General features: G+C 72.8%; 20 protein-coding genes. 9 read left to right on the top strand and 11 right to left on the bottom strand.

The window, feature by feature from the left end; all coding sequences use genetic code 11:
* The first annotated feature begins 82 nt into the window (after positions 1 to 82).
* Positions 83 to 805: a CDP-alcohol phosphatidyltransferase family protein gene (locus tag AB4039_RS07415; RefSeq protein ID WP_266842395.1), complete on the top strand. Its 723-nt coding sequence runs from the start codon at positions 83 to 85 to the stop codon at positions 803 to 805.
* Here AB4039_RS07415 and AB4039_RS07410 read toward each other — a convergent pair.
* Positions 786 to 1,283: an adenylyltransferase/cytidyltransferase family protein gene (locus AB4039_RS07410; protein ID WP_266842394.1), complete on the bottom strand. Its 498-nt coding sequence runs from the start codon at positions 1,281 to 1,283 to the stop codon at positions 786 to 788. The two genes, AB4039_RS07415 and AB4039_RS07410, sit on opposite strands and share 20 nt — an antisense overlap.
* Before the next feature lie 157 nt (positions 1,284 to 1,440).
* On the opposite strand from AB4039_RS07410, the gene AB4039_RS07405 reads away from it, so the two are divergent.
* Genes AB4039_RS07405 through AB4039_RS07395 form a run of 3 tightly spaced genes read left to right on the top strand, consistent with a single transcriptional unit; the run spans position 1,441 to position 5,614 of the window.
* Positions 1,441 to 2,646 carry a glycosyltransferase family 4 protein gene (locus AB4039_RS07405; RefSeq protein WP_266844046.1) on the top strand — a complete coding sequence of 402 codons (1,206 nt, stop codon included), beginning with the start codon at positions 1,441 to 1,443 and terminating at the stop codon, positions 2,644 to 2,646.
* Complete coding sequence (locus AB4039_RS07400) at positions 2,643 to 4,379, top strand: lipopolysaccharide biosynthesis protein (protein ID WP_442270324.1); 1,737 nt, start codon at positions 2,643 to 2,645, stop codon at positions 4,377 to 4,379. Before AB4039_RS07405 ends, AB4039_RS07400 begins: the two co-directional genes overlap by 4 nt.
* Positions 4,376 to 5,614, top strand: coding sequence for a hypothetical protein (locus AB4039_RS07395; protein ID WP_442270323.1), 1,239 nt, complete (start codon positions 4,376 to 4,378; stop codon positions 5,612 to 5,614). The genes AB4039_RS07400 and AB4039_RS07395 overlap by 4 nt, the downstream gene beginning before the upstream one ends.
* A 118-nt stretch (positions 5,615 to 5,732) precedes the next feature.
* Here AB4039_RS07395 and AB4039_RS07390 read toward each other — a convergent pair whose 3' ends face one another.
* Complete coding sequence (locus AB4039_RS07390; protein WP_442270322.1) at positions 5,733 to 7,247, bottom strand: hypothetical protein; 1,515 nt, start codon at positions 7,245 to 7,247, stop codon at positions 5,733 to 5,735.
* A gap of 95 nt (positions 7,248 to 7,342) precedes the next feature.
* On the opposite strand from AB4039_RS07390, the gene AB4039_RS07385 reads away from it, so the two are divergent.
* Together AB4039_RS07385 and AB4039_RS07380 are read left to right on the top strand one after the other, a co-directional pair.
* Positions 7,343 to 7,882 (top strand): WcaF family extracellular polysaccharide biosynthesis acetyltransferase, encoded by a 540-nt coding sequence (locus AB4039_RS07385; protein WP_266842390.1) that lies wholly within the window; start codon positions 7,343 to 7,345, stop codon positions 7,880 to 7,882.
* On the top strand, positions 7,879 to 9,003 hold the full coding sequence (locus AB4039_RS07380; protein WP_266842389.1) for a glycosyltransferase: 1,125 nt from the start codon (positions 7,879 to 7,881) through the stop codon (positions 9,001 to 9,003). Before AB4039_RS07385 ends, AB4039_RS07380 begins: the two co-directional genes overlap by 4 nt.
* Before the next feature lie 22 nt (positions 9,004 to 9,025).
* Here AB4039_RS07380 and AB4039_RS07375 read toward each other — a convergent pair whose 3' ends face one another.
* The 4 genes from AB4039_RS07375 to gmd form a co-directional block, all read right to left on the bottom strand.
* On the bottom strand, positions 9,026 to 9,241 hold the full coding sequence (locus tag AB4039_RS07375; protein ID WP_266842388.1) for a hypothetical protein: 216 nt from the start codon (positions 9,239 to 9,241) through the stop codon (positions 9,026 to 9,028).
* Between the two features lie 113 nt (positions 9,242 to 9,354).
* Complete coding sequence (locus AB4039_RS07370; protein WP_266842387.1) at positions 9,355 to 10,044, bottom strand: hypothetical protein; 690 nt, start codon at positions 10,042 to 10,044, stop codon at positions 9,355 to 9,357.
* Positions 10,045 to 10,122: 78 nt separating this feature from the next.
* Positions 10,123 to 12,897, bottom strand: a complete 2,775-nt coding sequence (locus AB4039_RS07365; protein WP_442270321.1) for a CBM96 family carbohydrate-binding protein — start codon at positions 12,895 to 12,897, stop codon at positions 10,123 to 10,125.
* A gap of 246 nt (positions 12,898 to 13,143) precedes the next feature.
* The gene (gmd, locus tag AB4039_RS07360; RefSeq protein ID WP_442270345.1) at positions 13,144 to 14,157 is read right to left on the bottom strand and encodes a GDP-mannose 4,6-dehydratase; all 1,014 of its coding nucleotides are present in this window, start codon (positions 14,155 to 14,157) and stop codon (positions 13,144 to 13,146) included.
* Positions 14,158 to 14,488: 331 nt separating this feature from the next.
* Here gmd and AB4039_RS07355 point away from each other — a divergent pair, with 331 nt between their 5' ends.
* Positions 14,489 to 15,439 (top strand): GDP-L-fucose synthase family protein, encoded by a 951-nt coding sequence (locus tag AB4039_RS07355; RefSeq protein WP_442270320.1) that lies wholly within the window; start codon positions 14,489 to 14,491, stop codon positions 15,437 to 15,439.
* Positions 15,440 to 15,452: 13 nt separating this feature from the next.
* On the opposite strand, the gene AB4039_RS07350 is transcribed toward AB4039_RS07355, so the two are convergent.
* Positions 15,453 to 16,940 (bottom strand): sugar transferase, encoded by a 1,488-nt coding sequence (locus AB4039_RS07350; protein WP_442270319.1) that lies wholly within the window; start codon positions 16,938 to 16,940, stop codon positions 15,453 to 15,455.
* A gap of 381 nt (positions 16,941 to 17,321) precedes the next feature.
* Here AB4039_RS07350 and AB4039_RS07345 point away from each other — a divergent pair, with 381 nt between their 5' ends.
* Positions 17,322 to 19,595, top strand: coding sequence for a M4 family metallopeptidase (locus AB4039_RS07345; RefSeq protein WP_442270318.1), 2,274 nt, complete (start codon positions 17,322 to 17,324; stop codon positions 19,593 to 19,595).
* A 260-nt stretch (positions 19,596 to 19,855) separates the two neighbouring features.
* On the opposite strand, the gene AB4039_RS07340 is transcribed toward AB4039_RS07345, so the two are convergent.
* Positions 19,856 to 20,350: a hypothetical protein gene (locus tag AB4039_RS07340; RefSeq protein ID WP_266842381.1), complete on the bottom strand. Its 495-nt coding sequence runs from the start codon at positions 20,348 to 20,350 to the stop codon at positions 19,856 to 19,858.
* A 165-nt stretch (positions 20,351 to 20,515) separates the two neighbouring features.
* Positions 20,516 to 22,033, bottom strand: a complete 1,518-nt coding sequence (locus AB4039_RS07335) for an MFS transporter (RefSeq protein ID WP_442270317.1) — start codon at positions 22,031 to 22,033, stop codon at positions 20,516 to 20,518.
* 142 nt (positions 22,034 to 22,175) lie between these two features.
* Between AB4039_RS07335 and AB4039_RS07330 the strand changes: the two genes are divergently transcribed.
* Complete coding sequence (locus tag AB4039_RS07330) at positions 22,176 to 23,180, top strand: Lrp/AsnC family transcriptional regulator (RefSeq protein ID WP_266842379.1); 1,005 nt, start codon at positions 22,176 to 22,178, stop codon at positions 23,178 to 23,180.
* Positions 23,181 to 23,206: 26 nt separating this feature from the next.
* Here the strand turns inward: AB4039_RS07330 and glgP are convergent, their stop codons facing one another.
* Both glgP and AB4039_RS07320 read right to left on the bottom strand, forming a co-directional pair.
* Positions 23,207 to 25,843, bottom strand: a complete 2,637-nt coding sequence (gene glgP / locus AB4039_RS07325; RefSeq protein ID WP_266842378.1) for an alpha-glucan family phosphorylase — start codon at positions 25,841 to 25,843, stop codon at positions 23,207 to 23,209.
* A gap of 109 nt (positions 25,844 to 25,952) precedes the next feature.
* Positions 25,953 to 26,231 (bottom strand): hypothetical protein (locus AB4039_RS07320; protein WP_442270316.1); only part of this gene is annotated, 279 nt, incomplete at its 5' end.

Genomic DNA, 26,231 nt, shown 5'->3' with positions numbered 1-26,231 from the left:
GGCCGCCCTGCGATGATGTGCCCTTCATACGAACACCCGTGCACTTGTGCACGGGTGCCATCGCCGGGGATCAGGGGAACGCATGGCGAGAGTCGGGACCGCGCTGCTGGAACTGCGCGGGGCGCAGAAGTCGGCCAAGGGGGTGTCGCTCTACTCGCGGTTCGTCAATCGGCCCGCCGGGCGGTACCTGGCCGCCGGATCGTACGCGCTCGGGCTCACGCCGAACCAGGTGACGCTGGTCAGCGCCGCCTTCAGCTTCGCCGCCGTGGCGGCCGTCGCGCTGGCCGCTCCCTCCTGGGGGCTGGGCGTCGCCGTGTGGGCCGCGCTCGCGGTCGGCTTCGCCTTCGACTCCGCCGACGGGCAGTTGGCCCGGCTGCGCGGGGGCGGCAGCGCGGCGGGCGAGTGGCTCGACCACGTCGTGGACGCCGCCAAGCTGACCGCCTTGCACGCGTGCGTGCTGATCGCCTTCCACCGCTTCCCCGAGGAGTACGGGACCGGCTCCGAGGGCTGGCTGCTGGTACCGCTGGGCTTCCAGTTCGCCGCGGTCGTCACCTTCTTCGGCGGTCTGCTGACCGAGAAGCTCAAGCCGAAGCCGGCTCCGGGCAGCCCCGCCGCCGTGCCGTCGACCCTGCGCGCCGTGGCCCTGCTGCCCGTGGACTACGGGGTGTTCTGCCTGGTGTTCCTGCTGCTCGGCGGCGGGGCGCTGTTCCGCTGGGCGTACGCGGGCCTGGGTGCCGTCGCCGCGGTGTTCCTGCTGGCGTTCCTGGCGAAGTGGTTCAGGGAGCTCAGCGCCGTTCGGCGGTGAAGGGTTCCGCCTGGGGCTGCGCGAGCGCGTCCAGGGCCCGGCGCAGCTGGGTGCTGGACGTGTGCACGGTGTAGGGGAAGTAGACGACGTCGACCCCGTGGGCGGCGAAGTCCCGCTCCAGCCGGTCCCCCTTGGGGGTGCCCCGCCAGTCGTCGCCCTTGAAGATCACGTCGAAGCGGACCTGCTTCCAGGTCTCGACCTTGTCGGGGACCGTCTCGACGAAGGCGGCGTCGACGTACTTGACGCTGCGGACGATCTCCAGCCGTTCGACGAGCGGGATCATCGGGCGGCGGCCCTTGGCCAGTTCGGCCATCTCGTCCGAGACCACGCCGGCGACGAGGTAGTCGCACCGGCTGCGGGCGTGGCGAAGGATGTTGAGGTGTCCGATGTGGAAGAGGTCGTAGGCTCCGGGCGCATAGCCCACCCGGTACGGCCGGCGCGCCTCCGCACCGCGCTCGGACATGTCGTACTCCGTCATCAGTTACCCCCCAGCGGCCGCACCCCCCGGTGCGGCGGATTAGCAGACAATAGCGCGCACGTTCCGCACCCTGCGGGTGAACGAATAGGGTGACGTGCGCATCATCCAGGGGAGAAGGGGACGTTCAGTGTCCACATCCGGTCACCGGCGCCTGCTGCTGGTTTCCACCAACTACGCCCCCGAGCATGCGGGCATAGGCCCGTACGCCACCCAGATCGCGGAGCACTGGGCCGAAATCGGCCACGAGACGCACGTGTTGGCGGGGATGCCGCACTATCCGGCCTGGTCCGTCGAGCCGGAGTACAAGGGGGCGCTGCGGCGCACGGAGCAGCGCGCGGGGGTCACCGTGCACCGGCGTGCGCACACGGTGCCGCCGCGGCAGACCGCCGTCAGGCGCGCCCTTTTCGAAGGATCGATTCTGCTGCACGGCGCGGTGGCCCCGCCCCGGATGCCGAAGCCAGACGCGATCCTGGCCCAGATGCCCAGCCTGGCCGGCGGGGTGCTCGCCGCCCGGCTCGCGGCGAAGTGGAAGGTCCCCTACGTCCCGGTCGTCCAGGACCTGATGGGGGCCGCGGCCGCGCAGAGCGGGATCAGCGGCGGCGACAAGGCCGCCGCGTTCGCCGGGCGGGCGGAGGCGTACGCCCTGGGGCGCGCCACCCTGGTCGGCGTCATCCACGAGACCTTCGTGGACCGGGTCGTGGGCATGGGCGTGGACCCGAAGCGGATCCGGCTGGTCCCCAACTGGTCCCACGTGCCGCAGCCCACCAAGCCCCGCGGGGAGACCCGCCGTCACCTCGGCTGGGCACCCGGCCAGACCGTGGTGCTGCACTCCGGGAACATGGGCCTCAAGCAGGGCCTCGACGTCCTCGTCGGCGCGGCCCGGCTCGACCCGCAGGTCCGTTTCGTCCTCATGGGCGACGGCAGCCAGCGCGCGGCCCTCGCCGAGCTCTCCGCCGACGTGCCGAACCTGGACATCATCCCCCCTGCCGCCGACGGCGAGTTCCCCGATATCCTCGCGGCGGCGGACGTCCTCGCGGTCACCCAGCACGCGGCCGTGCTCGACATGAGCGTCCCGTCCAAGCTGACCTCCTACTTCCAGGCCGGCCGGCCCGTCGTCGCGTCCGTCGCGGCCGAGGGCGGGACCGCCCAGGAGGTGGAACGTTCCGGCGCGGGGGTGCTCGTACCCCCGGAGGACCCCGCGGCCCTGCTGAAGGCCGTACGGGCCCTGGCCGAGGACCCCGAGGGCGCGGACGCGCTGGGCGCCGCCGGGCCCGTCCACGTGGCGGCCCACCTGAGCCGTGAGGCGGGCCTGGCCCGCATCGACGCACTGATCGACGAAGCACTTGGGGGTCTCCAGCCGTGACCGAGACGAACCGCCCGGCAGCGGCCCCGGCCGACGACGAGCCGGACCTCCTGCGGGACCAGTTCAAGCAGCTCCTGCGCTACCGGCGGCTCATCGGCGCGGGCGTGGGCATCGGTCTGCTGGGCGGCGTCTACCTCGGCATCTCCACCGCGGACACCTATGTCGCGACCGCCGACGTCGTGCTGCGCGCCCCCACCGACGACCCGTTCAACCCGAGCCTGGCCCCCGACAAGGCCATCAACATCGGCTCGGAACGCCAGGTCGCGCTCTCCAGCTCCACGGCCGGGCAGGCGGCGAAGCAACTGGGCATCGCCGACAAGGACTTCGCCGCGCTGCGCGGCGGCCTGCAGGTGACCAACCCGCCGCAGACGATGGTGCTCCGCTTCACCTACACCTCGGCCTCCCCCAAGGAGGCCGCCAAGCGCGCGAACGCGATGACCGCCGCCTACCTGCTGAAGCGGCAGGAGGCCCTCGACGCCACGCGCGACAAGATGGTCAAGGGCTACGAGGACCAGCGCGATCCCGTCGCCAAGCAGCTCGACGACACGGCCCGGCAGGCCAACAACCTGCCCGCCGGGACGGCCCGCGACGCGGCGCTGTCCTCCAAGACCGACCTGCAGAGCAAGGTCAACGCCCTCAACGGCAACATCGCCAAGCTCGCGGCCCTGGACATGACCCCGGGCCGGGTCACCAGCCCCGCGACCCCGCCCGCCGCGCCCGACGGGCCGGGCATCCCCATGTCGCTCGCGCTCGGCGCGGCCGTGGGCCTGGCGCTCGGTCTGCTCGCCGCCTGGGTGCGGCTCGTCTTCGACCCGGCCCCGCGTTCCGAGGGCGACGTGGCCAGGGCGCTGCGCGCCCCCGTCCTGGGCTCGCTGCCCCGGGACAAGACCGGCGGCGGGCCGCTGCTCGCAGCCGGCGAGGCCGATCCCCGGCTCGCCGAGGAGTACCGTTCGGTGGCCTTCCGCCTCGCCTACGACTCCCGCTTCGCCGACCGGCGCCGCCTGCTGGTGGTCGCCCCGCGCGGCAGCAGCGAGACCGCCGCCGCCGTGGCCGTGAACCTCGCCGCCTCCTTCGCCGAGACCGGCAAGGACGTCCTGCTCATCGAGGCCGACCTGCGCACCCCCGTGCTGGCCAGCCAGCTGCCCACCGACGCGGGCGGGCGGCCCCGCTGGAGCCAGCCGGGCGGCGCCGGAACGGGCGGGGAGGCGGACTGGCCCGACGGCCGGCAGCTCGTCGTGGACGCCGGCGAGTCGGGCTCCTTCGACCTGATCCCCGGCGAACGGGTGCGCAACGTCCCCCGCGCGCTGACCTCCCCGCGCGCCACCCGGCTGATCTCCGAGGCCGACTCCCCCAACTCCACCGTCGTGGTGCTCGCTCCGCCGGTGCTCTCCTACGCCGACGCCCTCGCCCTCGTCGACCGCGTCGACGGCGTCCTGGTCGTCTGCGACCCGCGCGCGGTGCACCGCAGCGACCTGTCCCGGATCCGCGAACTCATCGGCGGCGCCGGCGGCACCGTGCTCGGTGCCGTCCTGCACACGCCCGTGGTCACCGAGAAGCGCGGCGGGCGCGGCACGTCGAAGAAGGCCGGCGAGACCGCCGGTCCGGCCACCGGCCCGGGTCCGGCGCCGGACCCGCAGCCGTTGACGCGGCAGCCCGCCGGACCCGGGCCGCAGATCACGGGCGACGGCGGCGACACCGTCGCCCTGCGCACGGTCCGTACGGGCCGGCGGTGAGCCGTCGGGGCCTCGGCGCCGTCGCCTCCGTCCTCGACCAGGCCGCCTCCAGCGCCACGAACATCCTGGTGCTGGTGCTGGCGGCCCGGCTGTCCTCGGCCTCCGGCTTCGCGGACTTCTCGATGGTGTACGTGGCCTTCAGCGTGCTCCTCGGCCTGAACATGGCCTACGTCGGCCAGACCGTGGTCCTGGAGAAGGGCGAGGGGCTCCCCCCGGACGAGGTCCGGGGCAGGCTCGCGACGGTGTGCCGCTCCTCCGTGCTGTTCACCGCGGCCGCGTCGGCGGTGGCCGCCGCGGTGCTGGCCGTGGCCGGCCTGGTCCTGGCCGGGGCCGCCGGGCGGGCCTTCCTCGCCCTGGGCCTGGTCCTGCCGCTGGTCCTCGTCCAGGACGGACTGCGCTACTGCTTCTCCGCGCTGCGGGTGCCCCAGCGGGCGCTGGCCGCGGACTCGCTGCGGCTGCTGTGCGTGGTCGTGGCGCTGGCGGCGCAGCCCGCCGGGGCGTCGGCCGGCCGGCTGGTGCTGGTGTGGGGGCTGTCGGCCCTGCCCGCGCTGGGGCTGGGCCTGTGGCTGCTGCGGCCCCACGTGCGGGGGGCGCGGGCCGAGCTGCGCCCGTACCTGCGGCGCGGGCACCTGGGGCAGCGGTTCGTGGTCGAGTTCGCCGTCGGCAACGGCTCCAGCCAGCTGGCGGTGCTCGGGCTCGGGGCGTTCGCGACCCCGCTGGCCGTCGGCGCGCTGCGCGGTGCGACCACCCTCTTCGGTCCGCTGAACGTGCTGTTCAACTCGGCGAACGCCTTCGGGCCGCCGGTGGTCGGCCGGGCCTCCGGCAAGCGGGGCGTGGTCCGGCTGACCGCCCTGATGGGCGCCGCCCTCGCCGTGCTCGGCGCCGGCTGGGCGGCCGTCCTGTACGCGCTGCCCGACCGGCTGGGCCGTCACCTGCTCGGCGACACCTGGGCGGCGGCCGCCGCGCTGCTCCCGGCGACGGGCGCGCAGTACGCGGTGATGGGACTGGGGACGTGCGCCCTGCTGACGCTGCGGGTGCTGAACCCCAGGGCCACCCTCTCCCTCCAGATCGTCTTCTCCCTGCTGTCGGTGGCCCTGCTGCTGGGCGGGTACGCCGCCTGGGGCGTGGCGGGAGCCGCCTGGGGCCTGGCCCTGGGTTCGGCGGCCAAGGCGGGCGCGGGCTGGCTGCGGGTGGCCCGGCTGGAAGCCCCCGCCCCCCAGGTCGCCGCCGCCTGAGCCACCCGGCTCCGCGCCGGGCGGAAGGGGTCGCCTCGGGCGGGACCGCCCTGGCGATGCGGACGTACGAGCGCGCGGCCATCGCGGAGCCCTGCGGCCGCCGCCCGCGGGGCGCCGCTCAGCGCAGGGTCGTGCCCTTGTCGTGGCGGTACGTCGCCACGAGCGCGAGGCACATCCCCGCGATGGCCACGCGTCCGGACGCCTGGAGGAGCGGGCCGCGCAGCAGGATGAAGGAGTACCCGGCGACCAGCGGGACCACGGTGGAGATCAGGCTGCCCGGCGGTGAGCGGCGCGTGGCGCGCTTGGCGTACCGGCGGTCGACGCGGGCGGCGGCGTACCCGAGGGCGAGGAGCCCGCCGCCCATGCCCAGCGGCCCGAAGTCGAGCCACAGCTCCGCCCAGATCGGGGAGGAGAGGTTGGTGTTGACCGTGCCCATCCACTGGCCGACCATCACGCCGGTGTCGCGCGGCTTGCCCGGCCACACCGAGCGGGGCACCGCGAAGAAGACGGATCCGGCGAGCTGGCGTCCGTAGAAGTGGCCGGGGCCGGAGTTGGAGAAGGTGATGGTGTTGGCGAACATGCCGATCTGGTCGTAGTCCTTGAGCGCCATCGGCTCCAGGAACGAGGTCGTCTCGACGGGCTTGTAGTTCTTCTCGTCGTAGCGGAAGCGGTCCGCGAAGGGGAAGACGAGCAGGGCGATGACCACGGCCATCGACAGGGCCACCCGGTACATCGCGGCGCTCACCGGGAAGACCGTGAAGAGCAGCGCGAACAGGACGGTGAGGAACCAGTAGCGCGGGTTCGAGACGGGGTTGTTGACGACCAGGTTCAAGACGGCGAGGGCGGCCGTCGCGGCGATGACCGAGACCTTGCGGCGGGCGTACTCCGAGGTGATCAGCCAGCGCGTGTACAGGAGCAGGGCGAGCAGGGCCGGCACGGTGCCGAAGCCGCGCAGCAGCGCCTGGCCGGCCTGGCCGTCACCGTTGGAGACCCCCGCCTCCTGGATGCCCGCGATGATCTCCTGGCGGCTGGAGAAGAAGACCGCCGGTCCCCCCAGCTTCACGATGAAGGCCGCGCTGCACAGGAAGGCGACCAGGGTGAGCAGTTGGAGGCGCCGCCGGTGGACCATCACCGGTCTCGGCTCCTTCCGGGAGCCGCCCGTGCGGCGTGCCGCCGGCCGGTGACGGGCCAGCAGTACGCCGACGTCGAAGGCCGTGCAGCCCAGCAGCACCAGGCCGATGGCGACGGTGAGGTCGGAGCGGGGGCCGACGACGGGCGTGGGGACCCGGCCGAGGACGGCCTGGGCGAGGGGGGCCACGCCCATGGCCATGTAGACGAAGAGCCAGAAGGAGCCCTGCAGCAGCTTGCGGCGGCTGGTCAGCACCATGGCCGAGAGCCGCGCGCCCGCGTACATGGCCAGCAGCAGTTGCAGCCAGAAGGCGGCGTCGTGCTGGCCGTCGCCGGACTGGGCGGCGACGAAGAACGGCAGGAAGACGGTGAACCCGAGGGCGAGGGGGACCGAGAGCGCACGGGAGAGCAGGGTGCGCGGGGTGGTCACCCGGCCCCACTGCGACTCGCCGGGCACGGACGGCCGTTGGGGGGCGGCCGAGGGCTTCCGAACGTCCGTCACCACTGCTGCCCCCACCCCTGTGCGTGATCCGCGCGCAGTCTAGTCTGAGCGTTCCGCGCCCGGGGAGGCGCGTCGGGGTGGACGACGAGGGGCGACTGGTGCGTGATCTTCCTGCCTTCACGCTGGCCGGCTACGACAAGGGGCGCGGCCTGCTGACCCAGGCCCTGTGGTTCGCGGTGATGAACACGCTGTTCATGGCGTGGTTCTGCCCCGCCCGGCTGCGCGTCGCGCTGCTGCGGGCGTTCGGGGCGCGGATCGGCGAAGGCGTGCTGATCCGCCACCGGGTGCGCGTGCTGTGGCCGTGGAAGCTGACCGTCGGGGACCACACCTGGATCGGCGAGGGCACCTGGCTGCTGAACCTGGAGCCGGTGACCATAGGCGCGAACGTCTGCCTCTCGCAGGAGTCGATGCTGTGCACCGGCTCGCACGACCACCGCGCCGCCGACTTCCGCTACCGAAACGCCCCGATCGTGGTCGAGGACGGCGCGTGGGTGGCCGTACGGGCGACGGTGCTGGCGGGCGTGACCGTCGGGCGGTGCGCGGTGGCGGGCGCCGGATCGGTGGTCCACAAGGACCTGCCGGAGCTGACCCTGCAGACCCAGGACGGGCGTCGCCGCCCGGTGGAGGAGCCCAAATGAGTGCCGCCCCGAAGGTCCTGCACGCCGTCACCCTGCACTCCCCCTCCCACGCCTTCGGCGGGCCCGTGCGGGTGGCGCTCAACCTGGCCAAGGGGCTGCGTGCGCGCGGCCACGAGGCCCGGCTCCTCGCGCTGGGCGAGGACTTCGACCCCTGGCCGGACTCCGTGGAGGGCGTGCCCGCCAAGCTGTTCCCCGCCCGGCGGATCCTGCCGCTCGGCTTCAGCGGGATGACCTCGCCGGCCCTGCTGGCGTCGGCGGGCCGGCTGGTGCGGGAGGCCGACCTGGTCCACGTCCACCTCGCCCGGGACCTGGTGACCCTGCCCGTGGCGCTCGCCGCGCTGCGCGCCGGCAAGCCGCTGGTGCTGCAGACCCACGGGATGGTGGACCCGAGCGCGAAGGCCCTGGCCAAGGTGCTCGACGCGGTGGCGGTACGCCGCCTGCTGCGCGGCGCCGACGCCGTGCTGTACCTGACCCCGCACGAGCGGGCGGGGCTGGAGGCGGTGGTGCGCGGGCCGCTGCCCCGGGCCGTCCGCCTGGTCAACGGCACCCCGGCGCAGGAGGAGCGCCCCGCCCCGTCCGGGCCGCCGCGGATCCTGTACTCGGCCCGGCTCCAGGCCCGCAAACGGCCGGTGGACTTCGTGGACGCCGCCCCGGCCGTGCTGGCCGCGCACCCGGACGCCCACTTCGTGGTGGCGGGCCCGGACGAGGGGGAACTGGCGGCGGTCCGCGCCCGGATCACGGCCCTGGGCCTGTCGGACCGCTTCACGGTGCCGGGGGCCCTCTCCGGCGCCGAGGTCCTCGCCCAGCTGCGCCGGGCGCACGTCTACGTCCTGCCCTCGGTGGACGAGCCGTTCCCGATGTCGGTCCTGGAGGCCCTCGCGGTGGGCGTCCCCCCGGTGGTGACCCACTCCAACGGCCTGGCCCGCGACATCGCGGCCGCCGGCGCCGGGCGCGCCGTGGACCCCGGAGCGGCAGCCGTCGCGCAGGCCGTCCTCGCCCTCCTGGACCCGGCCGCCAACGCGGCGGCCTCGGCCGCGGCCCGGAAACTGGCCGCGACGTCCTTCTCTATGGACGCCGTCCTGGACACCCTGCTCCCGGTCTACCGGGACATCGCCCGCTGAGCCGGCCGGGTGGGCGCGGGGGTCACAGGACGTCGCGCCGTTCCTCCACCACCGGGACGGCGCCCATCGCGCGGCGGCGCTTGAGCACGCTCGCGTAGACGCCGAGGCCCACCGCCCCCGCGATCATCATGATCACGCCCACCACGTCGAGGTTGACGCTCTCCATCTGCCAGTCGCTCGCGAAGGTGAGGATGGCCCCCACCACGATCAGGGCGATACAACCGCCTATGCCGCGCATACCGTTCGCCTCCAGAGTGTTCGGCGTGTGGCCACGCGGTTACCCGGCCGCGGGACGCGGAAACGCCGCCGCCCCGGAACCGGGCGGCGGCGTCCTCGTGCCGGATCGGTGTGCTACGCGGGCACCCAGGCGTAGCAGCCCGTCGAACGGAACTCGGCCGTGCCGGACGGGACGGTGGCCGTGATCCGGTCACCGGCCTTGGGCGGGGTCTCGGGTCCCGAGGCCAGGATCGCGCCGTCCTTGCCCTTCGCCTCCCAGGTGCAGGTGGTGCTCTGGGTCAGCGCCCGGTAGGTACCGGGGGCCGGGGTGGTCCGGGGGGAGTCCCCGAAGCCCTTCTCCGCCACCGCCAGCACCGGCTTCTGCTCCGGGCACAGGAGGGTGATGGCGTCCTTCGCCCCGGTGACGTCACCGGAGATGATGGCCGCGGCCGCCGCGTCCTTGTCCCGCTTCGCGGTGCGCTCCACCCGCTGGCAGGTCTCCTGACCGGTCTGCAGGACGGCCGCCGGATCCATCTTCTCCGGGACGCGTCCGCTGAGGTACTGCTTCTCGTTCTCCTTGAAGCTGCCCGTCTTCGGGGTCAGCTTCGCGTCCGGCAGGACCGGCCCCGTCGGCTTCGCGTCGGGCGACGCGGCCGTGGTGGGCGCCGTGGAGGCGTCCGCCGGGTCCGGGACCGGGCTGGAGGCCGGCGGCTTCGGCTTGCCCGCCGCGTCGGCGGAGGCCTTGCCGTCGCCGTCGGAACTGCAGGCGGTCAGCGTCAGGGCGGCCGCCAGGAGGACGGCGGCCGCGGCGGAGCGTCGGTACATCAGGTGGCTCCCCTACGGGGTCGGAAAGGCGTACGGGGCCCGCCGTGTGCCGGCCGGGCCCCGTACGCCGTCAGGCGGTTACTTCGGGCCGAAGGTGAGGATCAGCTGCGGAGCGGCGTCCGCGGCCGTCGACTCCGCGGACCACAGCCACATCGCGTCGGTGCCCGTGCTCGTCAGGCCGAGGCTGTAGCTGCTGCCCAGCACGGCGGAGACGGCGGTGGTGTCCAGCTCGACGTTCTGCACGGCCGAACCGTCCGGCACGCCCGAGATGGAACCGAGCGGGGCGGTGCCGAGCGTGGGCTTGGTGTTGAACGTCGTGCCCGTGCCGCTCCAGGTACCGGTGACCGGGACCACGGAGACGGTGTCGGCGGTGCCGGCCCCGGCCTGCGTGGAGGTCTTGAACTGGAGGGAGGCGCTCTTGAGGACCTGCCCGGACGGAGCCGCCGGGAGGGTGAAGCGCAGGTACGACTCGTACGCCGAGGTACCGCGCACCGCGAGCTGGGTGGAGGTGCCGTAGGCGGTGCTCGGGGCGCCCTGGTTGATGTAGGTGTCCTCGGTCGCGACGACCTTGGAGACCGTGTCGACGGCGGCCTTGGCCAGGTCGAAGTGGGACTTGACCTGCGCCTGGGTCAGCGCCGACGGGTAGACGGCCGTCTCGTCGAGGGTACCGGCGAAGAAGTTGCTGGTCGGACGGTTCGRCCAGCTACTGAGGTTGTCGCCGCCCACGTGCCAGAAGCCCGCGTACGACGTGGAGCTCGTGGCGCTGTTCGTGCCCTTGCTCTGGCCGTCGACGTACAGCGTCATGCCGCCGGGGCCCTGCGTGGCGACGACGTGGTGCCACTTGTTGTCGTTGTACGTCTCGAACAGGCCGGTGGAGATGGTGCGGGCGGAGCCGTTGTAGACGCCGAAGACCAGACGGCCGGCGTTGGTCATGTAGATCTGCTTGTCGTACGAGCCGCTGCTGTTGACCGTGTTGTTGCCGAAGCCGATCAGCTTGCCGCCGCGCGTGGTGCCGGTCTTGAACCAGGTCTCGATGGAGTACGCGGCGCCGACCGTCTGGCGGTGGTCGCTGTACACCTGCTGGCTGGTGCCGTTGAAGCCCATCGCCGTGCTGGTACCGGTGATGGCGCCGGGGCTCTGGCCCAGGGCCGGGGCGCCGACCTGGACGCCGCCGGTGTTGCCGGAGGCCGAGGAGTCGGCCACGTACGGGCTGACGGTGTCGTCGTAGCGCCAGTAGAGGTTGGCGCCGTCCGCGCGGACCTTGTCCGGGTAGGCCTGGACCGAGGTCGGGACGGTCACGGAGACGTTCGCCGACAGGGCGCTGGTGTTGCCCGCGCCGTCGGTGGCGGTCACCCGGTAGCCGTAGGCCTGGCCCGCCTTGACGGTGGTGTCGGTCCAGGAGGCCTGCTGGCGCTCCCACTCCAGGGAATCGGCCGAGACCGTGGCGATCGGGGTGCCCGAGCCGTTGCGGTAGATCCGGTACGTCAGCTTGCTGTCGTCCTGGTCGTAGCTGGTGCGCCAGCGGACCTGGGCCTCACCGGGCTTGACGCTGCCGGCGCTGGCGATCGGGGTGGTCGGGGCACCGACGTCACCGGTGGAGGCGAAGCGGGTCAGGCCCTGCTGCGCGCGGCCGTTGATGAGGGTGAACTCACCGCCGACCCACATGTACTTGACGTCGTCCTTCTCGGCGATCGACATGACGCGCGGGCCGATGCCCTCGCCGATGCCGTCGTTCGCGGTGGGGTGCCATCCGAGCTTCGGCGGGCTCTGCACGAAACCGTCCACGGGCGCGGGGGCGGCACCCTTGTGGTCGGTCTGCTGGGCCAGCAGGAAGTTGCGTTTGCCGTCGGGGAACTGGCCCTCCAGCGAGCAGTCGTGCGCGTGCGAGGAGCTGTAGAGCACCCCGTCGTACGGCAGCACGTACTGGGTGGCGCCCAGGCAGCGGTCGCGCCACTTCTCGTTGAAGTTGGTGTCGAGGCCGATGCGGCCGTCGAAGACGCCGCCGCCCGAACCCTCGTTGCCGGTGTAGTAGCCCGTCGCGTCGGCCGCGATGTGCTTGACCACCGAGTTGGAGGGGATGGTGGAGTAGGTCTTGGCGACCGCGCCGGTGGTGGCGTCGACGACCGCCAGCGCGTGCGTGTTGGAGCCGTTGACCGAGAAGAAGTCGCCGCCGAGCAGGACGTTCTTGCCGTCGTTGCTGACCTGGATCGCGCGCCCCGGCTCGTCCGCGTTGGCGGTGAAGGGCTTGAGCGCGCCGGAGCCGGCGTCGAGCGCGGCGAACCGTTCGCGGGTCTGCCCCTCGACCGCGGCGAAGTCGCCGCCGATGTACAGGGTGTCGTCGGTGACGGCGAGCGCCCGGACGGTGGCGGGGACGCCCGGGTGGAACGAGGCCTTGGGGGCGCAGGTCTCGATGTCGATCGCCGCGAGGCTGGAGACCGGGGTTCCGTTGACGGCGCCGAAGTAGCCGCCCGCGTAGAGGGTCTTCTTGTCCTTCGACACGGCCAGCGCCCGCACCGTCGCGGTGCCGTCGCCGACGGTGAAGGCCAGCTTGCAGGAGGTGGGGTTGCCGGTGGCGGCGTCGAGCGCCACGAAGTTCACGGCTTCCTGCTCCGTGCCGGCCGCGGCGTCGGGCGGGCGGACCGCGGAGAAGGTGCCCCCGGCGAAGACGGTGCCGTTCGCCTGCTCCATGGCGAAGACGACGCCGTTCGGCTGCCACGTGGGCAGTTCGTCGGCGGTGAACGCCACGGGCGGCGTGATGGCGGACGCCTCGGGCATCAACACCAGGCCTATTCCGGTACCGGCGCCGGCCAGTGACAGGGCGAGGGCAGCAGTCAGCCCTCTGGATCTACGCATGAGCCCCCCAGGGCAATCGCCCGGCTTGATGGCTGGAACTATCCGAACAGCCATATGTACTGGCGCAGACTAGGGCGCACGCGCCGCCCTGGTCACCTCAGTTGACCCCTTGCATACCAAATTGGAACCAACAGGGTTCAACGCGGAGGACACACTTCGGACATACGGCAGGTTTGTCCCGGCCAAGACCGCGGAAGGTCGCGGCGATGACCGGGACACGGCAAATCGTAGGCGAAGCGCCAGGCCTCAGCGGTCGATACGGACGCTCGCGCCCGCCAGTTGGTCCTCGACCTGCCGGATGTCGGCGTCCACCATGATGCGCGCCAGTTCCGGCACCAGGACCGACGGCTTCCAGCCAAGGAGCTCCTGCGCCTTGGAGGCGTCGCCGATGAGCGCGTCGACCTCGCTCGGGCGCTCGTACTTGGGGTCGTAGCGCACGTGCGCGTTCCAGTCGAGGCCCGCGTGCGTGAAGGAGGACTCGACGAACTCGCGGACGGTCGCCGCGACTCCGGTGGCCACCACGTAGTCGGTCGGCTCGTCCTGCTGGAGCATCCGCCACATCGCCTCGACGTACTCGGGGGCGTAGCCCCAGTCGCGGACGGCGTCGAGGTTGCCGAGGTAGAGGTGGTCCTGGAGGCCGGCCTTGATGCGGGCGACCGCCCGGGTGATCTTGCGGGTCACGAACGTCTCGCCGCGGCGCGGGGACTCGTGGTTGAAGAGGATCCCGTTGACCGCGAACATGTCGTACGCCTCGCGGTAGTTGACCGTGGTCCAGTACGCGAACACCTTCGCGGCGCCGTACGGGCTGCGCGGGTGGAAGGGGGTACCCTCGTTCTGCGGGGGCGGGGTCGCTCCGTACATCTCCGAGGACGAGGCCTGGTAGATCCGGGTGTCCACACCGCTGGCCCGGATGGCCTCCAGTAGCCGCAGCGCGCCGAGGCCGGTCACGTCGCCCGTGTAGAGGGGGGCGTCGAAGGAGACCCGGACATGGGACTGGGCGCCCAGGTTGTAGACCTCGTCGGGGCGTATGTCACGGAGCAGGTTCACCAGGGCCACGCCGTCGGAGAGGTCGGCGTGGTGCAGGACGAAGGAACGGTTCGCGGTCTGCGGGTCCTGGTAGACGTGGTCGATCCGCTCCGTGTTGAAGCTGGAGGACCGCCGCACGAGCCCGTGCACCGTGTAGCCCTTGGAGAGCAGGAGCTCGGCGAGGTACGAGCCGTCCTGTCCGGTGACGCCGGTGATCAGTGCGGTCTTGCCCATGGGGTCCCCCAGGTTGTCGTTGCTGTCGTTCGTGTTCAGGCTGTGTCTGGCCTGGCCGGCCAGGTGTGAGGTGCGGGAACGCACCCTCGGGCCGAGGCYGGATGCGTACCGTACTGCCCCGTTGGGGCCCTTCGCCCCCGGGGCGCTCGCGCCCCTTCGGCCCAGGAGCCCCGGGCGAGCTGCGGGCGGAGGCCGGAAGGCCGGCCATACTGCGGACTGACGAACCATCAGGACCGTGCGGGCGAGCGGGAACCGGGCCCGGCAGCGGGCCCGGGGCCCGGAGGGTGGGCTCCGGGGAACACCGCGGCGGCGGACTGGCATCATCGGCGGTATGACAAGTTCGCCGCTCCTGCCCCCGCACGCCCGCGTCTTCGTCGCCGGACACCGTGGCCTCGTGGGGTCCGCGGTGGCCCGCCGGCTCACCGCCGACGGCCACGAGGTGCTCACCCGCGGCCGGGCCGACCTCGACCTGCGCGACGCCGCCGCGACGGAGGCGCACCTGCGCGACATGCGCCCGGACGCGGTCGTGCTGGCCGCCGCCAAGGTCGGCGGGATCATGGCCAACAGCACGTACCCGGTGCAGTTCCTGGAGGACAACCTCAGGATCCAGCTCAGCGTCATCGCCGGCTCGCACGCCGCCGGCGTGGGCCGCCTGCTCTTCCTCGGGTCCTCCTGCATCTACCCGAAGCTCGCCCCGCAGCCGATCCACGAGGACGCCCTGCTGACGGGCCCGCTGGAGCCCACCAACGAGGCGTACGCCCTCGCGAAGATCGCCGGCATCGTGCAGGTCCAGTCCTACCGCAAGCAGTACGGGGCCTCGTACATCTCGGCCATGCCCACGAACCTCTACGGTCCGGGCGACAACTTCGACCTGGAGTCCTCGCACGTCCTGCCCGCCCTCATCCGCCGCTTCCACGAGGCCGCCGCCGAGGGCCGTGACGAGGTCACGCTGTGGGGCAGCGGCACCCCGCGCCGGGAGTTCCTCCACGTCGACGACCTGGCGGCCGCGTGCGCGGTGCTGCTGGAGCGCTACGACGGGGACGAGCCCGTCAACATCGGCTGCGGCGACGACCTGACCATCAAGGCGCTGGCGGAGACGGTCGCCGAGGTGACCGGCTTCGAGGGCCGGCTCGCCTGGGACACGTCCAAGCCGGACGGGACCCCGCGCAAGCTGCTCGACGTCTCGCGCCTGACCGCGCTGGGCTGGAAGCCGGGCATCCCGCTGCGGGACGGCATCGCCGCCACCTACCGCTGGTGGCTCGACCAGGGCCGGCAGGGCTGACTCCACCACGGCCTCAGTACGCTCCGCGACCGTCGACGACGGCGCGGAGCGTCCGGCCCATCACGTCGACGTCGCTGGTGAACGACCAGTTGTCGACGTACTGGAGATCGAGCTGAATCGTTTCGTCCCAAGAGAGGTCCGACCGCCCGCTGATCTGCCACAGGCCGGTCATCCCGGGCCGTACGGTGAGCCGGCGCAGCTCGACCTCGTCGTACTCCGCCACCTCCTCCGGCAGCGGCGGGCGCGGCCCGACCAGGGACATGCTGCCGGTCAGCACGTTGACCAGCTGGGGGAGTTCGTCCAGCGAGGTGCGGCGCAGGAGGCGGCCCACCCGGGTCACCCGGGGGTCGCGGCGCATCTTGAACATCAGGCCGTCGTTCTCGTTGGCCCCCGTCAGCTCGGCCTTCAGCAGGTCGGCGTCGACCACCATCGTGCGGAACTTCCACATGACGAAGGGCTCCCCGTCGCGGCCGATCCGGCGCTGGCTGTAGAAGGCCGGGCCGCGCGAGCCGAGCCGGATGGCCAGCACGACGGCCAGGAACAGCGGCGACAGCAGGAGCAGTCCGACGCCGGCGCCGAGGCGGTCCAGCACCGACTTGAGCAGGGTCTGCACCCCGCGGCGCACGGGCGGCGCGACCCGCAGCACGGCGAGTCCGCCGGCGGAGCGGGTTTCCAGGCGCTTGACGGATATCTCCACGAGCCCGGGGAACACGGCGAGTTCGAGGCCCTCGTCGTGCAGGACCCAGGCCACCCGGCGCAGCCGCTCCCCCGAGATCCGGGCGCCCGGCGCCACCAGCACCAGGTCGGCGTGGTGACTGCGGACGGCGCCCAGCACCGGGGCCCAGTCGCCGTTCGGGGCCTCGGGCATCCCGCGGTCCAACCGGGCCGCGACCGGGACGCCGCTGGTCAGGGAGCCGTCGCCGACGGCGACCACGCCGACGACGACGTAGGGGTGGTCGGTGCGCGCGGCGAGGTGCGCGATGACGTGCTCGGCGGCCTCGGGCTCGCCGATGACCAGGACCCGGCTGACGGCCTGGGCCTCGCGGCGGGCGGCCGACAGGTGCCGGTAGGTGAGCTTGTGGCAGGCGACCGTGACGAGCAGGGCCGGCAACAGCGCCCCGAGGGCGGCCAGCCGGGGGGTGCTCTCCCCCGTCATCACCCGGGCGACGGCCAGGATTCCGATCAGAATCAGCCAGTCGTGCACGACGGGCAGTACTCCCCGGGATTCTCCGAGCGCTCGGGAGGAGTAACGTCGTCGCAGGCCCTGCACGCCGGTCCACGCGAGGGCGGCGGCGAGCGCGCAGGAGACCGGCCTGGCCTGCTGGGCGGCGTCGAAGACCAGGCCGACGGGCATCGCGGCCCCGACGAAGTCGGCCGTCACCGCGGCCGGCAGGTACCAGCGGGCCTTGTCACCGAGGCGCCGCACAGGGGCCGTTGTCGTCCCCTCCGCACCCGCGGCCGTACCGGCCACACTTTGCGCAGGAAAACGGACATGCCTCATGGGCCCCCCTGGCACGTGGTCTATGTCGGTGGTGCCTGCCCGCGGCTTCCCCTGGCAACGGGCGTCTGTCGCACCGGGAAACAGTACGACAAACACCCGTACGTTTAATGCCGTTCGGGTGAACGAGACCTCTCGTTGCCCAAGCGTTAAATACCGGTATCAACTATTCCGGATTCTGGAGCCCCCCTTCCCACACGAAGGTGAATGGTTCGGATACCGGATACGTCTCTACGGACAACGGACTGTTTCCGGCCAACCTTTTGACGCGGCCCTGACATCGCAACCAACTGATGGCACTCTTCGATCCGTTCATCGCACAGCCCTGATCTGCCCGGAGGCCCACCCAGCCATCCGGAACCCCCCTTGCAGAAGGAGTCTGCGTTGAGTTCCACCCCCCAGAGGCGTGCCACTGCGGCCGGAGCGTTCGTAGCCGCGGCAGCCCTGCTCGCCGTAGGTATACAGGCCGGTACCGCCACCGCCGACGCCACCGCGTCGCAGGCCGCCAAGGTCGCCCAGCCCAATCCGGGCGCGGCCAATCTCGTACTCAGCGCTTCGGAGCGTGCGACGCTCCTGGCAGACGCCAACTCGACCAGTGCGCAGGCCGCCAAGGCCCTCGGTCTCGGCAGCGGCGAGAAGCTCGTCGTCCGCGATGTGGTCAAGGACGCGGACGGCACCACGCACACCACCTACGAGCGGACCTACAACGGCCTGCCCGTCCTCGGCGGCGACCTGACGGTCCACGCCAAGGGTGGTGTCACCAAGAGCGTCACCAAGGCCACCAACCACGAGATCAAGGTCGCGGACACCTCCGCCACCGTGACCCCGTCGGCCGCCGAGGGCACCGCCTTCGCCGCGCTGTCGGCCAGCGGCGGCAAGGACGCCAAGGCCGAGCAGGGTGCCCGCAAGGTGATCTGGGCCGCCGAAGGCGCCCCGGTCCTCGCTTACGAGACCGTCGTCGGCGGCTTCCAGAGCGACGGCGTCACCCCGAGCAAGCTGCACGTGATCACCGACGCCAAGACCGGCGCGAAGATCACCGAGTGGCAGGCCATCGAAAAGGGCATCGGCAACACCGAGTACAGCGGCCAGGTCACCCTGGGCACCTCGCAGTCGGGCAGCAACTACACGCTGACCGACGCGGGCCGCGGCGGACACAAGACGTACGACCTCAACGGGGGCAGCTCCGGCACCGGCACGCTCTTCTCGAGCACGTCCGACACCTGGGGCAACGGTCTTCCCTCCAACCGTCAGACCGCCGGCGCCGACGCCGCCTACGGTGCGCAGCTGACGTGGGACTACTACAAGAACGTGCACGGCCGCAACGGCCTGCGCAACGACGGCGTCGCCCCGTACAGCCGTGTCCACTACGGCAACGCGTACGTCAACGCCTTCTGGGACGACGGCTGCTTCTGCATGACCTACGGTGACGGCACGGGCAACAACCACCCGCTGACCTCCATCGACGTGGCCGCGCACGAGATGACCCACGGCCTCACCTCGGTCACCGGCAACATGACCTACAGCGGTGAGCCCGGCGGCCTGAACGAGGCGACCTCCGACATCATGGCGGCGAACGTCGAGTTCGCCGCGAACAACCCCAACGACGTCGGTGACTACCTCGTCGGCGAGAAGATCGACATCAACGGCGACGGCACGCCGCTGCGCTACATGGACAAGCCGAGCAAGGACGGCGGGTCCAAGGACGCGTGGTATTCGGGCCTCGGCGGCCTCGACGTGCACTACTCGTCGGGCCCGGCCAACCACGTCTACTACCTGATGTCCGAGGGCTCCGGCGCCAAGGTCATCAACGGCGTCAGCTACGACTCCCCGACCTCGGACGGCCTCCCGGTCACCGCGATCGGCCGTGACGCCGCCGCGAAGATCTGGTTCCGTGCGCTGACGGTGGGCTACTTCAAGTCCAACACCAACTACGCGGCCGCCCGTACGGCGACCCTCCAGGCCGCCGCCGACCTGTACGGCGCCAACTCGGTCACGTACAACAACGTGGCCAACGCCTGGGCCGGCATCAACGTCGGCAGCCGCCCGGCGCCCTCCGGCGTCTCGGTCACCCCGATCGCCAACCAGACCACCCAGATCAACACCGCTGTGAGCCTGCAGGTCCAGGCCACCAGCACCAACGCGGGTGCGCTGAGCTACGCGGCGACCGGCCTGCCGGCCGGCCTGTCGATCAACTCCTCCACCGGCCTGATCTCGGGCACGGCCACCACCGCGGGCACGTCCAACGTGACCGTCACGGTGACCGACTCGGCGAGCAAGACCGGTACGGCGTCCTTCACCTGGACGGTCGGCACCGCCCAGCAGAACGTCTTCGAGAACACCAACGACTACGCGATCAACGACAACGCGACGGTCGAGTCCCCGATCACCGTGACCCGCTCCGGCAATGCCCCGAGCACCCTCAAGGTGGACGTCGACATCAAGCACACCTACGTCGGTGACCTGCGGGTCGACCTGGTCGCCCCCGACGGCACCGTCTACAACCTGCGCAACCGCACCGGCGGAAGCGCGGACAACATCATCCAGAGCTTCACCGTGAACGCCTCCTCCGAGGTCGCCCAGGGTGTCTGGAAGCTCCGTGTCGCGGACCTCGCCTCCCTCGACACCGGCAAGATCGACAGCTGGAAGCTCACCTTCTGACCCCCACGAGGGGCACCGGTGAACCAGAGCTGAACCGCTAGACCACGGGGCCGCCCGGGAGAGAGACCTCCCCGGGCGGCCCTGTTCCATGTGCCCCTCCCTCGCGGGACCTTCGCCGCGGGACCTTCGCCGCGGGACCGGGACCTTCGGCGCCCGGCGGCGGGCGGTCGCGGAGGGATGGCGGAGACCGGTCGGCCCTACGAAGCGACCGGGCCCGGCACCCTTCGCGGGGTGCCGGGCCCGGTCTTCCGGTGTGCGGATCAGCCGACGGGGCGGAAGACCCGGTTCATGAGGTCGCCGGCCCGCTGCTGGGCGTGGCGCGGGCCGCCGTTGCGGTCCTCGTCCTCGCGCTCCTCCGAGTCGCCGCGGCCCTCGTGGCGGCCGTGGTGCTCGTCGGACGGCTTGAAGAGGACCGAGCGGACCCGCAGGTCGTGCGCCCGCTCGCCCGGCTCCAGGACCTCCTGGGGCTCACCGCCGCAGCTGCCGTCCTCGAAGAGCAGAGCCGTCGACTCCGTCTCGTTCTTCACGGCGAAGGCCGGGTGGCGCTGCGCGTGGGTCAGCCGGTAGCAGGTGTCGTTGTCCGCGGGATGGATCTGGGCGTTGCGGACCTCGTCGTCCCCGTCGGTGAACCGGTAGTGGAGGGTGCCGAGGCTGTCGTGGTCGCGGTCGTGACCGGTCGCCAGGGCCTGGCCGGCGGTGGGGACGACCAGCGCGAGGGAGGTGAGGAGGGCGGCGGCGGTGGTGCGAAGGCGCATGAAAGAGTCCGTTTCTCGGGTTCCACGGGTGCCCGGTCCAGTGGGCATCCGCGGGCAGCGTAGGAGCGGGCCGGGTTGCCGAAACGATTCGGCATGCGCAGCGCGTTCGAAGGTTCACCCTCACGGAGCGTCCCTGGGGCCATCCGCCGCCCGTACGGCGCACCCTCAGGCGGAGGCCCGGTCGGCGGAGCCGGCCGCCGCCGGGGCGGAGGCCTGGGCCGGGACCGGGGCCCCGGCGGCCGGGCGGCGGATCAGCAGCGCCACCGCCAGGGCGCCCGCCAGACCCATCACCCCCGAGGCCAGGAACGTCTCCCGCAGCCCGCTCGCGAAGGCGGCCTCCACCCAATGCGCAGCGTCCGGGGCCTCGGCGAGCAGCCGTCCCGCCCCGCCGGAGGCCAGTACGTCGGCCGTCGCGCGCGGCCGGTCGCCGAGCCCGGAGACCAGCCCGGCGTGGAACACCGCGCCCAGCACCGCGATCCCGAGGGCGTTGCCCAGCTGCCGCGACGTGTTCAGGGCGCCGCCCGCCATGCCGGCACGGGCCGGCGCCACCGAGGCCATCGCGACGGCCGCCAGCTGCGGGGTGGCCATCCCGACGCCGATGCCGGTCAGGGCCAGCCCCGGCACCAGCGCCGTCCAGCCATCGCCGGCGTCCGTCATCCAGGCCTGGAGCAGCGCCCCCGCACCGATCAGCAGCAGTCCTCCGGCGATGGTCAGCCGCGGCGGCGCCGCGTGCAGCAGCCGCCCGGCCACCGCCGAGACGACGAAGGCGGCCAGGCTCATCGGCACCAGCACCAGACCCGCCTGGACCGGCCCCATGCCCTCGGCCGACTGGAGCCACAGGGAGACGTACATCAGGTACGAGAAGGCGGCGCCGGACAGCAGCATGCCGCCCGTCATGACGGCGACGAAGTTCGGGCTGCGGAAGAGCGAGAGGTCCAGCATCGGCTTGGCGCTGCGCAGTTCGACGAGGACGAACGCGGTGAACGCGACGGCGGCCAGCCCCAGCAGGCCGAGGGTGGCGGCGGAGGTCCAGCCGTTCTCGCCGACCCGGATCAGCGCGTAGGTCAGGGCCCCGGCGCCCGCCGTGAAGGCGGCCATGCCCGGCAGGTCCAGGCCCGTGGCCCGCGGGTTGCGGGACTCGGCCACCGCCTTGACGGTCACGTAGACGGCCAGGGCGCAGAAGGGCAGGTTGATGAAGAAGATCCAGCGCCAGCCGAAGTGCTCGGTCAGCAGCCCGCCGACGATCGGCCCGGCAGCGGCGGCCGCGCCGTTGACGGCTCCCCAGACACCGAAGGCGATCCCGCGGTCGCGGCCCTGGTAGGCGGAGCTGAGCAGGGCCATGGTGGTGGCGAACATCGCCGCGCCCCCGAGTCCCTGGACGGCGCGGAAGGCGATCAGGGCTCCCGGACCGGTCGCCAGGCCGCAGGCGAGGGAGGCGGCCGCGAACACCGCGAGCCCGCCGAGGTAGACGCGGCGGCGTCCCATCCGGTCGGCGAGCGAGCCCGCGCCGAGCAGCAGGGCGGCCAGGGCGAGGGCGTAGACGTCCATCACCCACTGGAGTCCGGCGAAGCCCGTGTTCATGTCCTCGGCCATGTCCGGCAGGGCGACGGTCACGATCGTGACGTCGACCAGCAGCATGAAGGCCCCGAGGCACACGGCCGTCAGGGGGAGCCATTTGCGCATGGGGGGGGTCTCCTCGGTCGCTGATCCCGGGAAAGGTGTGGATCCCGGTGCCCCCACGGTCGCAGCGGCGCGCGCCCGCCCCCACCCAGTCCGCCCTCCCTGGCGGATTTCTCCCATGGGAGCGCCTGTGATGATGGAAACCATGAAAGACGTGGAGCTGGACGCCCTCGACCGGTCCCTGGTGCAGGCCCTCGTGATCGACGGCCGGGCCGCCTTCAGCCGGATCGCCGAGGTGCTGGAGGTCTCCGACCAGACGGTCGTACGCCGCTACCGGCGCCTGCGGACCGACGGCCTGGTCCGGGTCGTCGGGCTGCCGCAGGGCAGCCGTGTCGGCCTGTTCGAGTCCTGGCTGCGGGTGCAGTGCGCCCCCGACGCCGCGCTCCCGGTGGCGGAGGCGCTCGCCCGCCGCCCGGACATCGCGTGGGTGACCCTGAACTCGGGCGGTACGGAGATCCACTGCATGACCCGGGCCCGGACCCGCAAGGACCGGGACGCCCTGCTGCTGGAGAAGCTGCCGCGCACCCGCCGGGTGACCGGCATCAGCGCCCACACCATCCTGCGGAAGTTCTTCGGCGGGCCCGACGGGTGGCCGGGGGCGGACGTGCTGCGGCCCGACCAGACCGCCGCGCTGGAACGGCCCCCCGTCGAGCCCGGTCCGCAGCGGTACGTCCTGGACGAGACGGAGCTGGCGCTGCTGTCGGTACTGGGCCGGGACGGCCGCGCCGGCTATCCGGACCTGGCCCGCGCCACCGGCCTGTCGGAATCGACCGCCCGGCGGCGGGTGGAGCGGCTGCGCGATCTGGGGGCGCTCTTCTTCGACGTGGAGTTCGTCCCGTCGCTCTTCGGCTACGAGGCGGAGGCCACCTTGGTGCTGACCGTCCCCCCGGCCCGGCTGGCGGAGGTGGGCGACGCGCTGGCGAGCCACCGGGAGGTGGCGTTCGCGGCGGCCGTGACGGGGGCGGCTTCCCTGATGGCCGTGGTGGTGTGCCGGGACACGGACGCGCTCTACACGTACCTGACCGAGCGGATCGGCGCCGTGGACGGCGTCGGCCAGGTGGAGGTGATCCCGACCCTGCGCAGCGTGAAGCGGGCCGGGATGCTGGTGGAGGACGGGCAGCGGCTGGTGGACCCGCCGCCCGCCCCCTGACGTCACCGCGCCGGCGCGGCAGCGCGTCAGCGCAGCACCACACCGCCCATCGGTTCGGCGTCCACCGGGGCGGCGACCAGTCCCAGTTCGGCCGCCGTCGCCAGCAGCGGGTGGCTCGGCAGGACCCGCACGGTGTAGCCGAAGGGCCCCGTGCGGTCGAGGGCGAGCGGGCCCTCGTAGACCCAACGGCCCTCCAGGTCCGGGCCGGCGGCGGGCTTGAGCGGGAAGGTCCGCGCGTCCCGGATCACGTCCTGCGCGTCGACCCGGCCCGCCACGGCCTGCACCTCCACGTCATCGGGTGCCAGCGAGTCCAGCGCCACCCGGACCCGCAGGGTGAGGGTGGCGCCCAGCTCGGCGGTGCCCCCGACGGGCGCCGCCGCGACGGCCTCCACGTGCTCGACCGCCACCCGCGGCCAGGCCGCCCGGACGCGCCCCTTCCACCAGGCGAGGTCCCGCGCGGCGGCGGGGTCCAGGGCCCGGTGGGAGAGGGCGGCGGGGGCGTAGAGCCGCTCCACGTACTCCCGCACCATCCGCCCCGCGAGCACCTTCGGCCCCAGGGACACCAGGGTGCGCCGGACCATCTCGATCCACCGCACGGGCAGGCCGGTCCGCCCGGTCCGGTCGTAGAACCGGGGTGCGACGCGGCTCTCGATCAACTCGTAGAGGGCACCCGCCTCCAGGTCGTCGCGCCGGTCCTCGTCGGTGCCGAGGCCGTCGGCGGTGGGGATCGCCCAGCCGAAGTCGGGCTCGAACCACTCGTCCCACCAGCCGTCGAGGACGGAGAGGTTGAGGCACCCGTTGAGGGCCGCCTTCATCCCGCTGGTGCCACAGGCCTCCAGCGGCCGCAGCGGGTTGTTCAGCCAGACGTCGCAGCCCGGGTAGAGCTTCTGGGCCATGGCCATGCCGTAGTCGGGCAGGAACACGATCCGGTGGCGCACCCGCGGGTCGTCGGAGAAGCGCACCAGCTCCTGCACCAGCCGCTTCCCGCCGTCGTCGGCCGGGTGCGCCTTGCCCGCGACGACGATCTGCACGGGCCGGTCGGGGTCCAGGAGCAGCCGGCGCAGCCGCTCGGGGTCGCGGAGCATCAGCGTGAGCCGTTTGTACGAGGGCACCCGGCGGGCGAACCCGATGGTCAGCACGTCCGGGTCGAGGACGGAGTCCACCCAGCCCAGTTCGGCGTCGGCGGCCCCGCGCTGTTTCCACGAGGCCCGCAGCCGGTCCCGCACCTCCTGCACCAGTTGCTCGCGCAGGGCCCGGCGTACGTCCCACACGTCCTGGTCCGCGATCTGCGCGACCGCGTCCCAGCGCGGCGAACCGCCGACCGCGAGGGCGTCCTCGGTGCGCCCGGGCCCGATCTGGCGGGCACCGAGCCGCATCACCTCGGGGGCGACCCAGGTCGGGGCGTGGACCCCGTTCGTGACGGACGCGATGGGCACGTCGGCCGCGTCGAAGCCCGGCCAGAGCCCGGCGAACATGCCGCGGCTGACCGCCCCGTGAAGGGTGGAGACCCCGTTGGCGCGCTGGGCCAGGCGCAGCCCCATGACGGCCATGTTGAACACCCCGGGGTCACCGCCCGGGAAGGTCTCGGCCCCGAGCTCCAGGATCCGGTCGACCGGTACGGAGGGCAGCTCGCCGCCCTCGCCGAAGTGCCGGGCGAGCAGGGAGCGCTCGAAGCGGTCGATGCCCGCGGGCACGGGGGTGTGCGTGGTGAACACGGTCCCGGCGCGCACCGCCTCGACGGCGGCGTCGAAGCCGAGCCCCTGCTCCCCTTCCAGTTCCCTTATGCGCTCCAGGCCCAGGAAGCCGGCGTGGCCCTCGTTGGTGTGGAAGACCTCCGGGGCGGCGTGCCCGGTGATCCCGCAGTAGGCGCGCACGGCGCGGACGCCGCCGATGCCGAGCAGCATCTCCTGGAGCAGGCGGTGGTCGCTGCCGCCGCCGTAGAGCCGGTCGGTCACCTCGCGGGCGGCGGCGTCGTTGTCCTCGACGTCGGAGTCGAGCAACAGCAGCGGCACCCGCCCGACGCGGGCCTGCCAGATGTGCGCGTGCAACGACCGCCCGCCCGGGAGGGTGAGCGACACCCGGGCGGGGGTCGTGTCCTCCTGGCGCAACAGGGTCAGGGGCAGCTCGTGGGGGTCGAGGACGGGGTAGTGCTCCTGCTGCCAGCCGTCGCGCGAGAGGGACTGGCGGAAGTAGCCGTGCCGGTACAGCAGCCCGACACCGATGACGGGGACGCCGAGGTCGCTGGCGGCCTTCAGGTGGTCGCCGGCCAGGATCCCGAGGCCGCCCGAGTACTGCGGCAGCGCGGCGGTGATCCCGAACTCGGGGGAGAAGTAGGCGATGGCGGCGGGGAGCTCGGCGGTGTTCTCCTGGCTCTGGTACCACCTCCCGCCGTGGACGTAGTCGTCGAGGTCGGCCGCGGCGACGGCGAGCCGCCGCAGGAACCGCCGGTCGGCGGCGAGTTCCTCCAGCCGGGCGGCGGGCACGGACCCGAGCAGCCGGACGGGGTCACCGCCGGCGGCCTGCCAGCCCTCGGGATCGACGGATTGAAAGAGTTCGCGGGTTTCCGTATGCCACGACCAGCGCAGGTTGCGCGCGAGTTCGGCGAGCGGCATCAGGGGTTCCGGGAGGACGGGGCGCACGGTGAATCGACGGATGGCCTTCACGTGTACCACCTTCGCAGGGGATGACGGATAGGAGCGGCCGCACCACGCTGTGCACCCGCGCAACGCCCCCGGAAGGCTAGCGTCGGCTCCGGCCGCGGGCCATCCCGCCTCAGCCCGTGCGGTGCGGACCCAGCAGCGCGTCCAGGCAAGTGCGGGGCCCGGCGGGGAGGGTGACGGTGTCCAGGGCGTGGAGGAGCGCGAGGGCCGGGGGGCCGAGGAAGGGGGACAGGCCCAGGAGGGCCGCGAGCTCGGCCTCCAGGGCGGCCGGGTCGGGCTCGGTGGCGGCGGCGCGGGCGAGGGCGGCGCAGAGCATCCGGCCCGTCTCCGGGTCCGCGGCGGCCGGGGCGCCCGCCCCGCYGGTTCCCGCGGCTCCTCCCGGGCCCGCGGC

Origin of the sequence: Streptomyces sp. M-16 (assembly GCF_052114405.1) — a bacterium.
Taxonomy (GTDB): Bacteria; Actinomycetota; Actinomycetes; order Streptomycetales; family Streptomycetaceae; genus Streptomyces.
Note: the sequence above shows the minus strand (reverse complement) of the source record. Positions and strands in the feature narration are given on the sequence as shown.

Coding starts and splice junctions, on each gene's coding strand:
- AB4039_RS07415 (WP_266842395.1), top strand. CDS start 83: ATGGCGAGAGTCGGGACCGCGCTGCTGGAACTGCGCGGGGCGCAGAAG.
- AB4039_RS07410 (WP_266842394.1), bottom strand. CDS start 1,283: ATGACGGAGTACGACATGTCCGAGCGCGGTGCGGAGGCGCGCCGGCCG.
- AB4039_RS07380 (WP_266842389.1), top strand. CDS start 7,879: ATGAGTGCCGCCCCGAAGGTCCTGCACGCCGTCACCCTGCACTCCCCC.
- AB4039_RS07375 (WP_266842388.1), bottom strand. CDS start 9,241: ATGCGCGGCATAGGCGGTTGTATCGCCCTGATCGTGGTGGGGGCCATC.
- AB4039_RS07370 (WP_266842387.1), bottom strand. CDS start 10,044: ATGTACCGACGCTCCGCCGCGGCCGCCGTCCTCCTGGCGGCCGCCCTG.
- gmd (WP_442270345.1), bottom strand. CDS start 14,157: ATGGGCAAGACCGCACTGATCACCGGCGTCACCGGACAGGACGGCTCG.
- AB4039_RS07355 (WP_442270320.1), top strand. CDS start 14,489: ATGACAAGTTCGCCGCTCCTGCCCCCGCACGCCCGCGTCTTCGTCGCC.
- AB4039_RS07350 (WP_442270319.1), bottom strand. CDS start 16,940: ATGAGGCATGTCCGTTTTCCTGCGCAAAGTGTGGCCGGTACGGCCGCG.
- AB4039_RS07340 (WP_266842381.1), bottom strand. CDS start 20,350: ATGCGCCTTCGCACCACCGCCGCCGCCCTCCTCACCTCCCTCGCGCTG.
- AB4039_RS07335 (WP_442270317.1), bottom strand. CDS start 22,033: ATGCGCAAATGGCTCCCCCTGACGGCCGTGTGCCTCGGGGCCTTCATG.
- AB4039_RS07330 (WP_266842379.1), top strand. CDS start 22,176: ATGAAAGACGTGGAGCTGGACGCCCTCGACCGGTCCCTGGTGCAGGCC.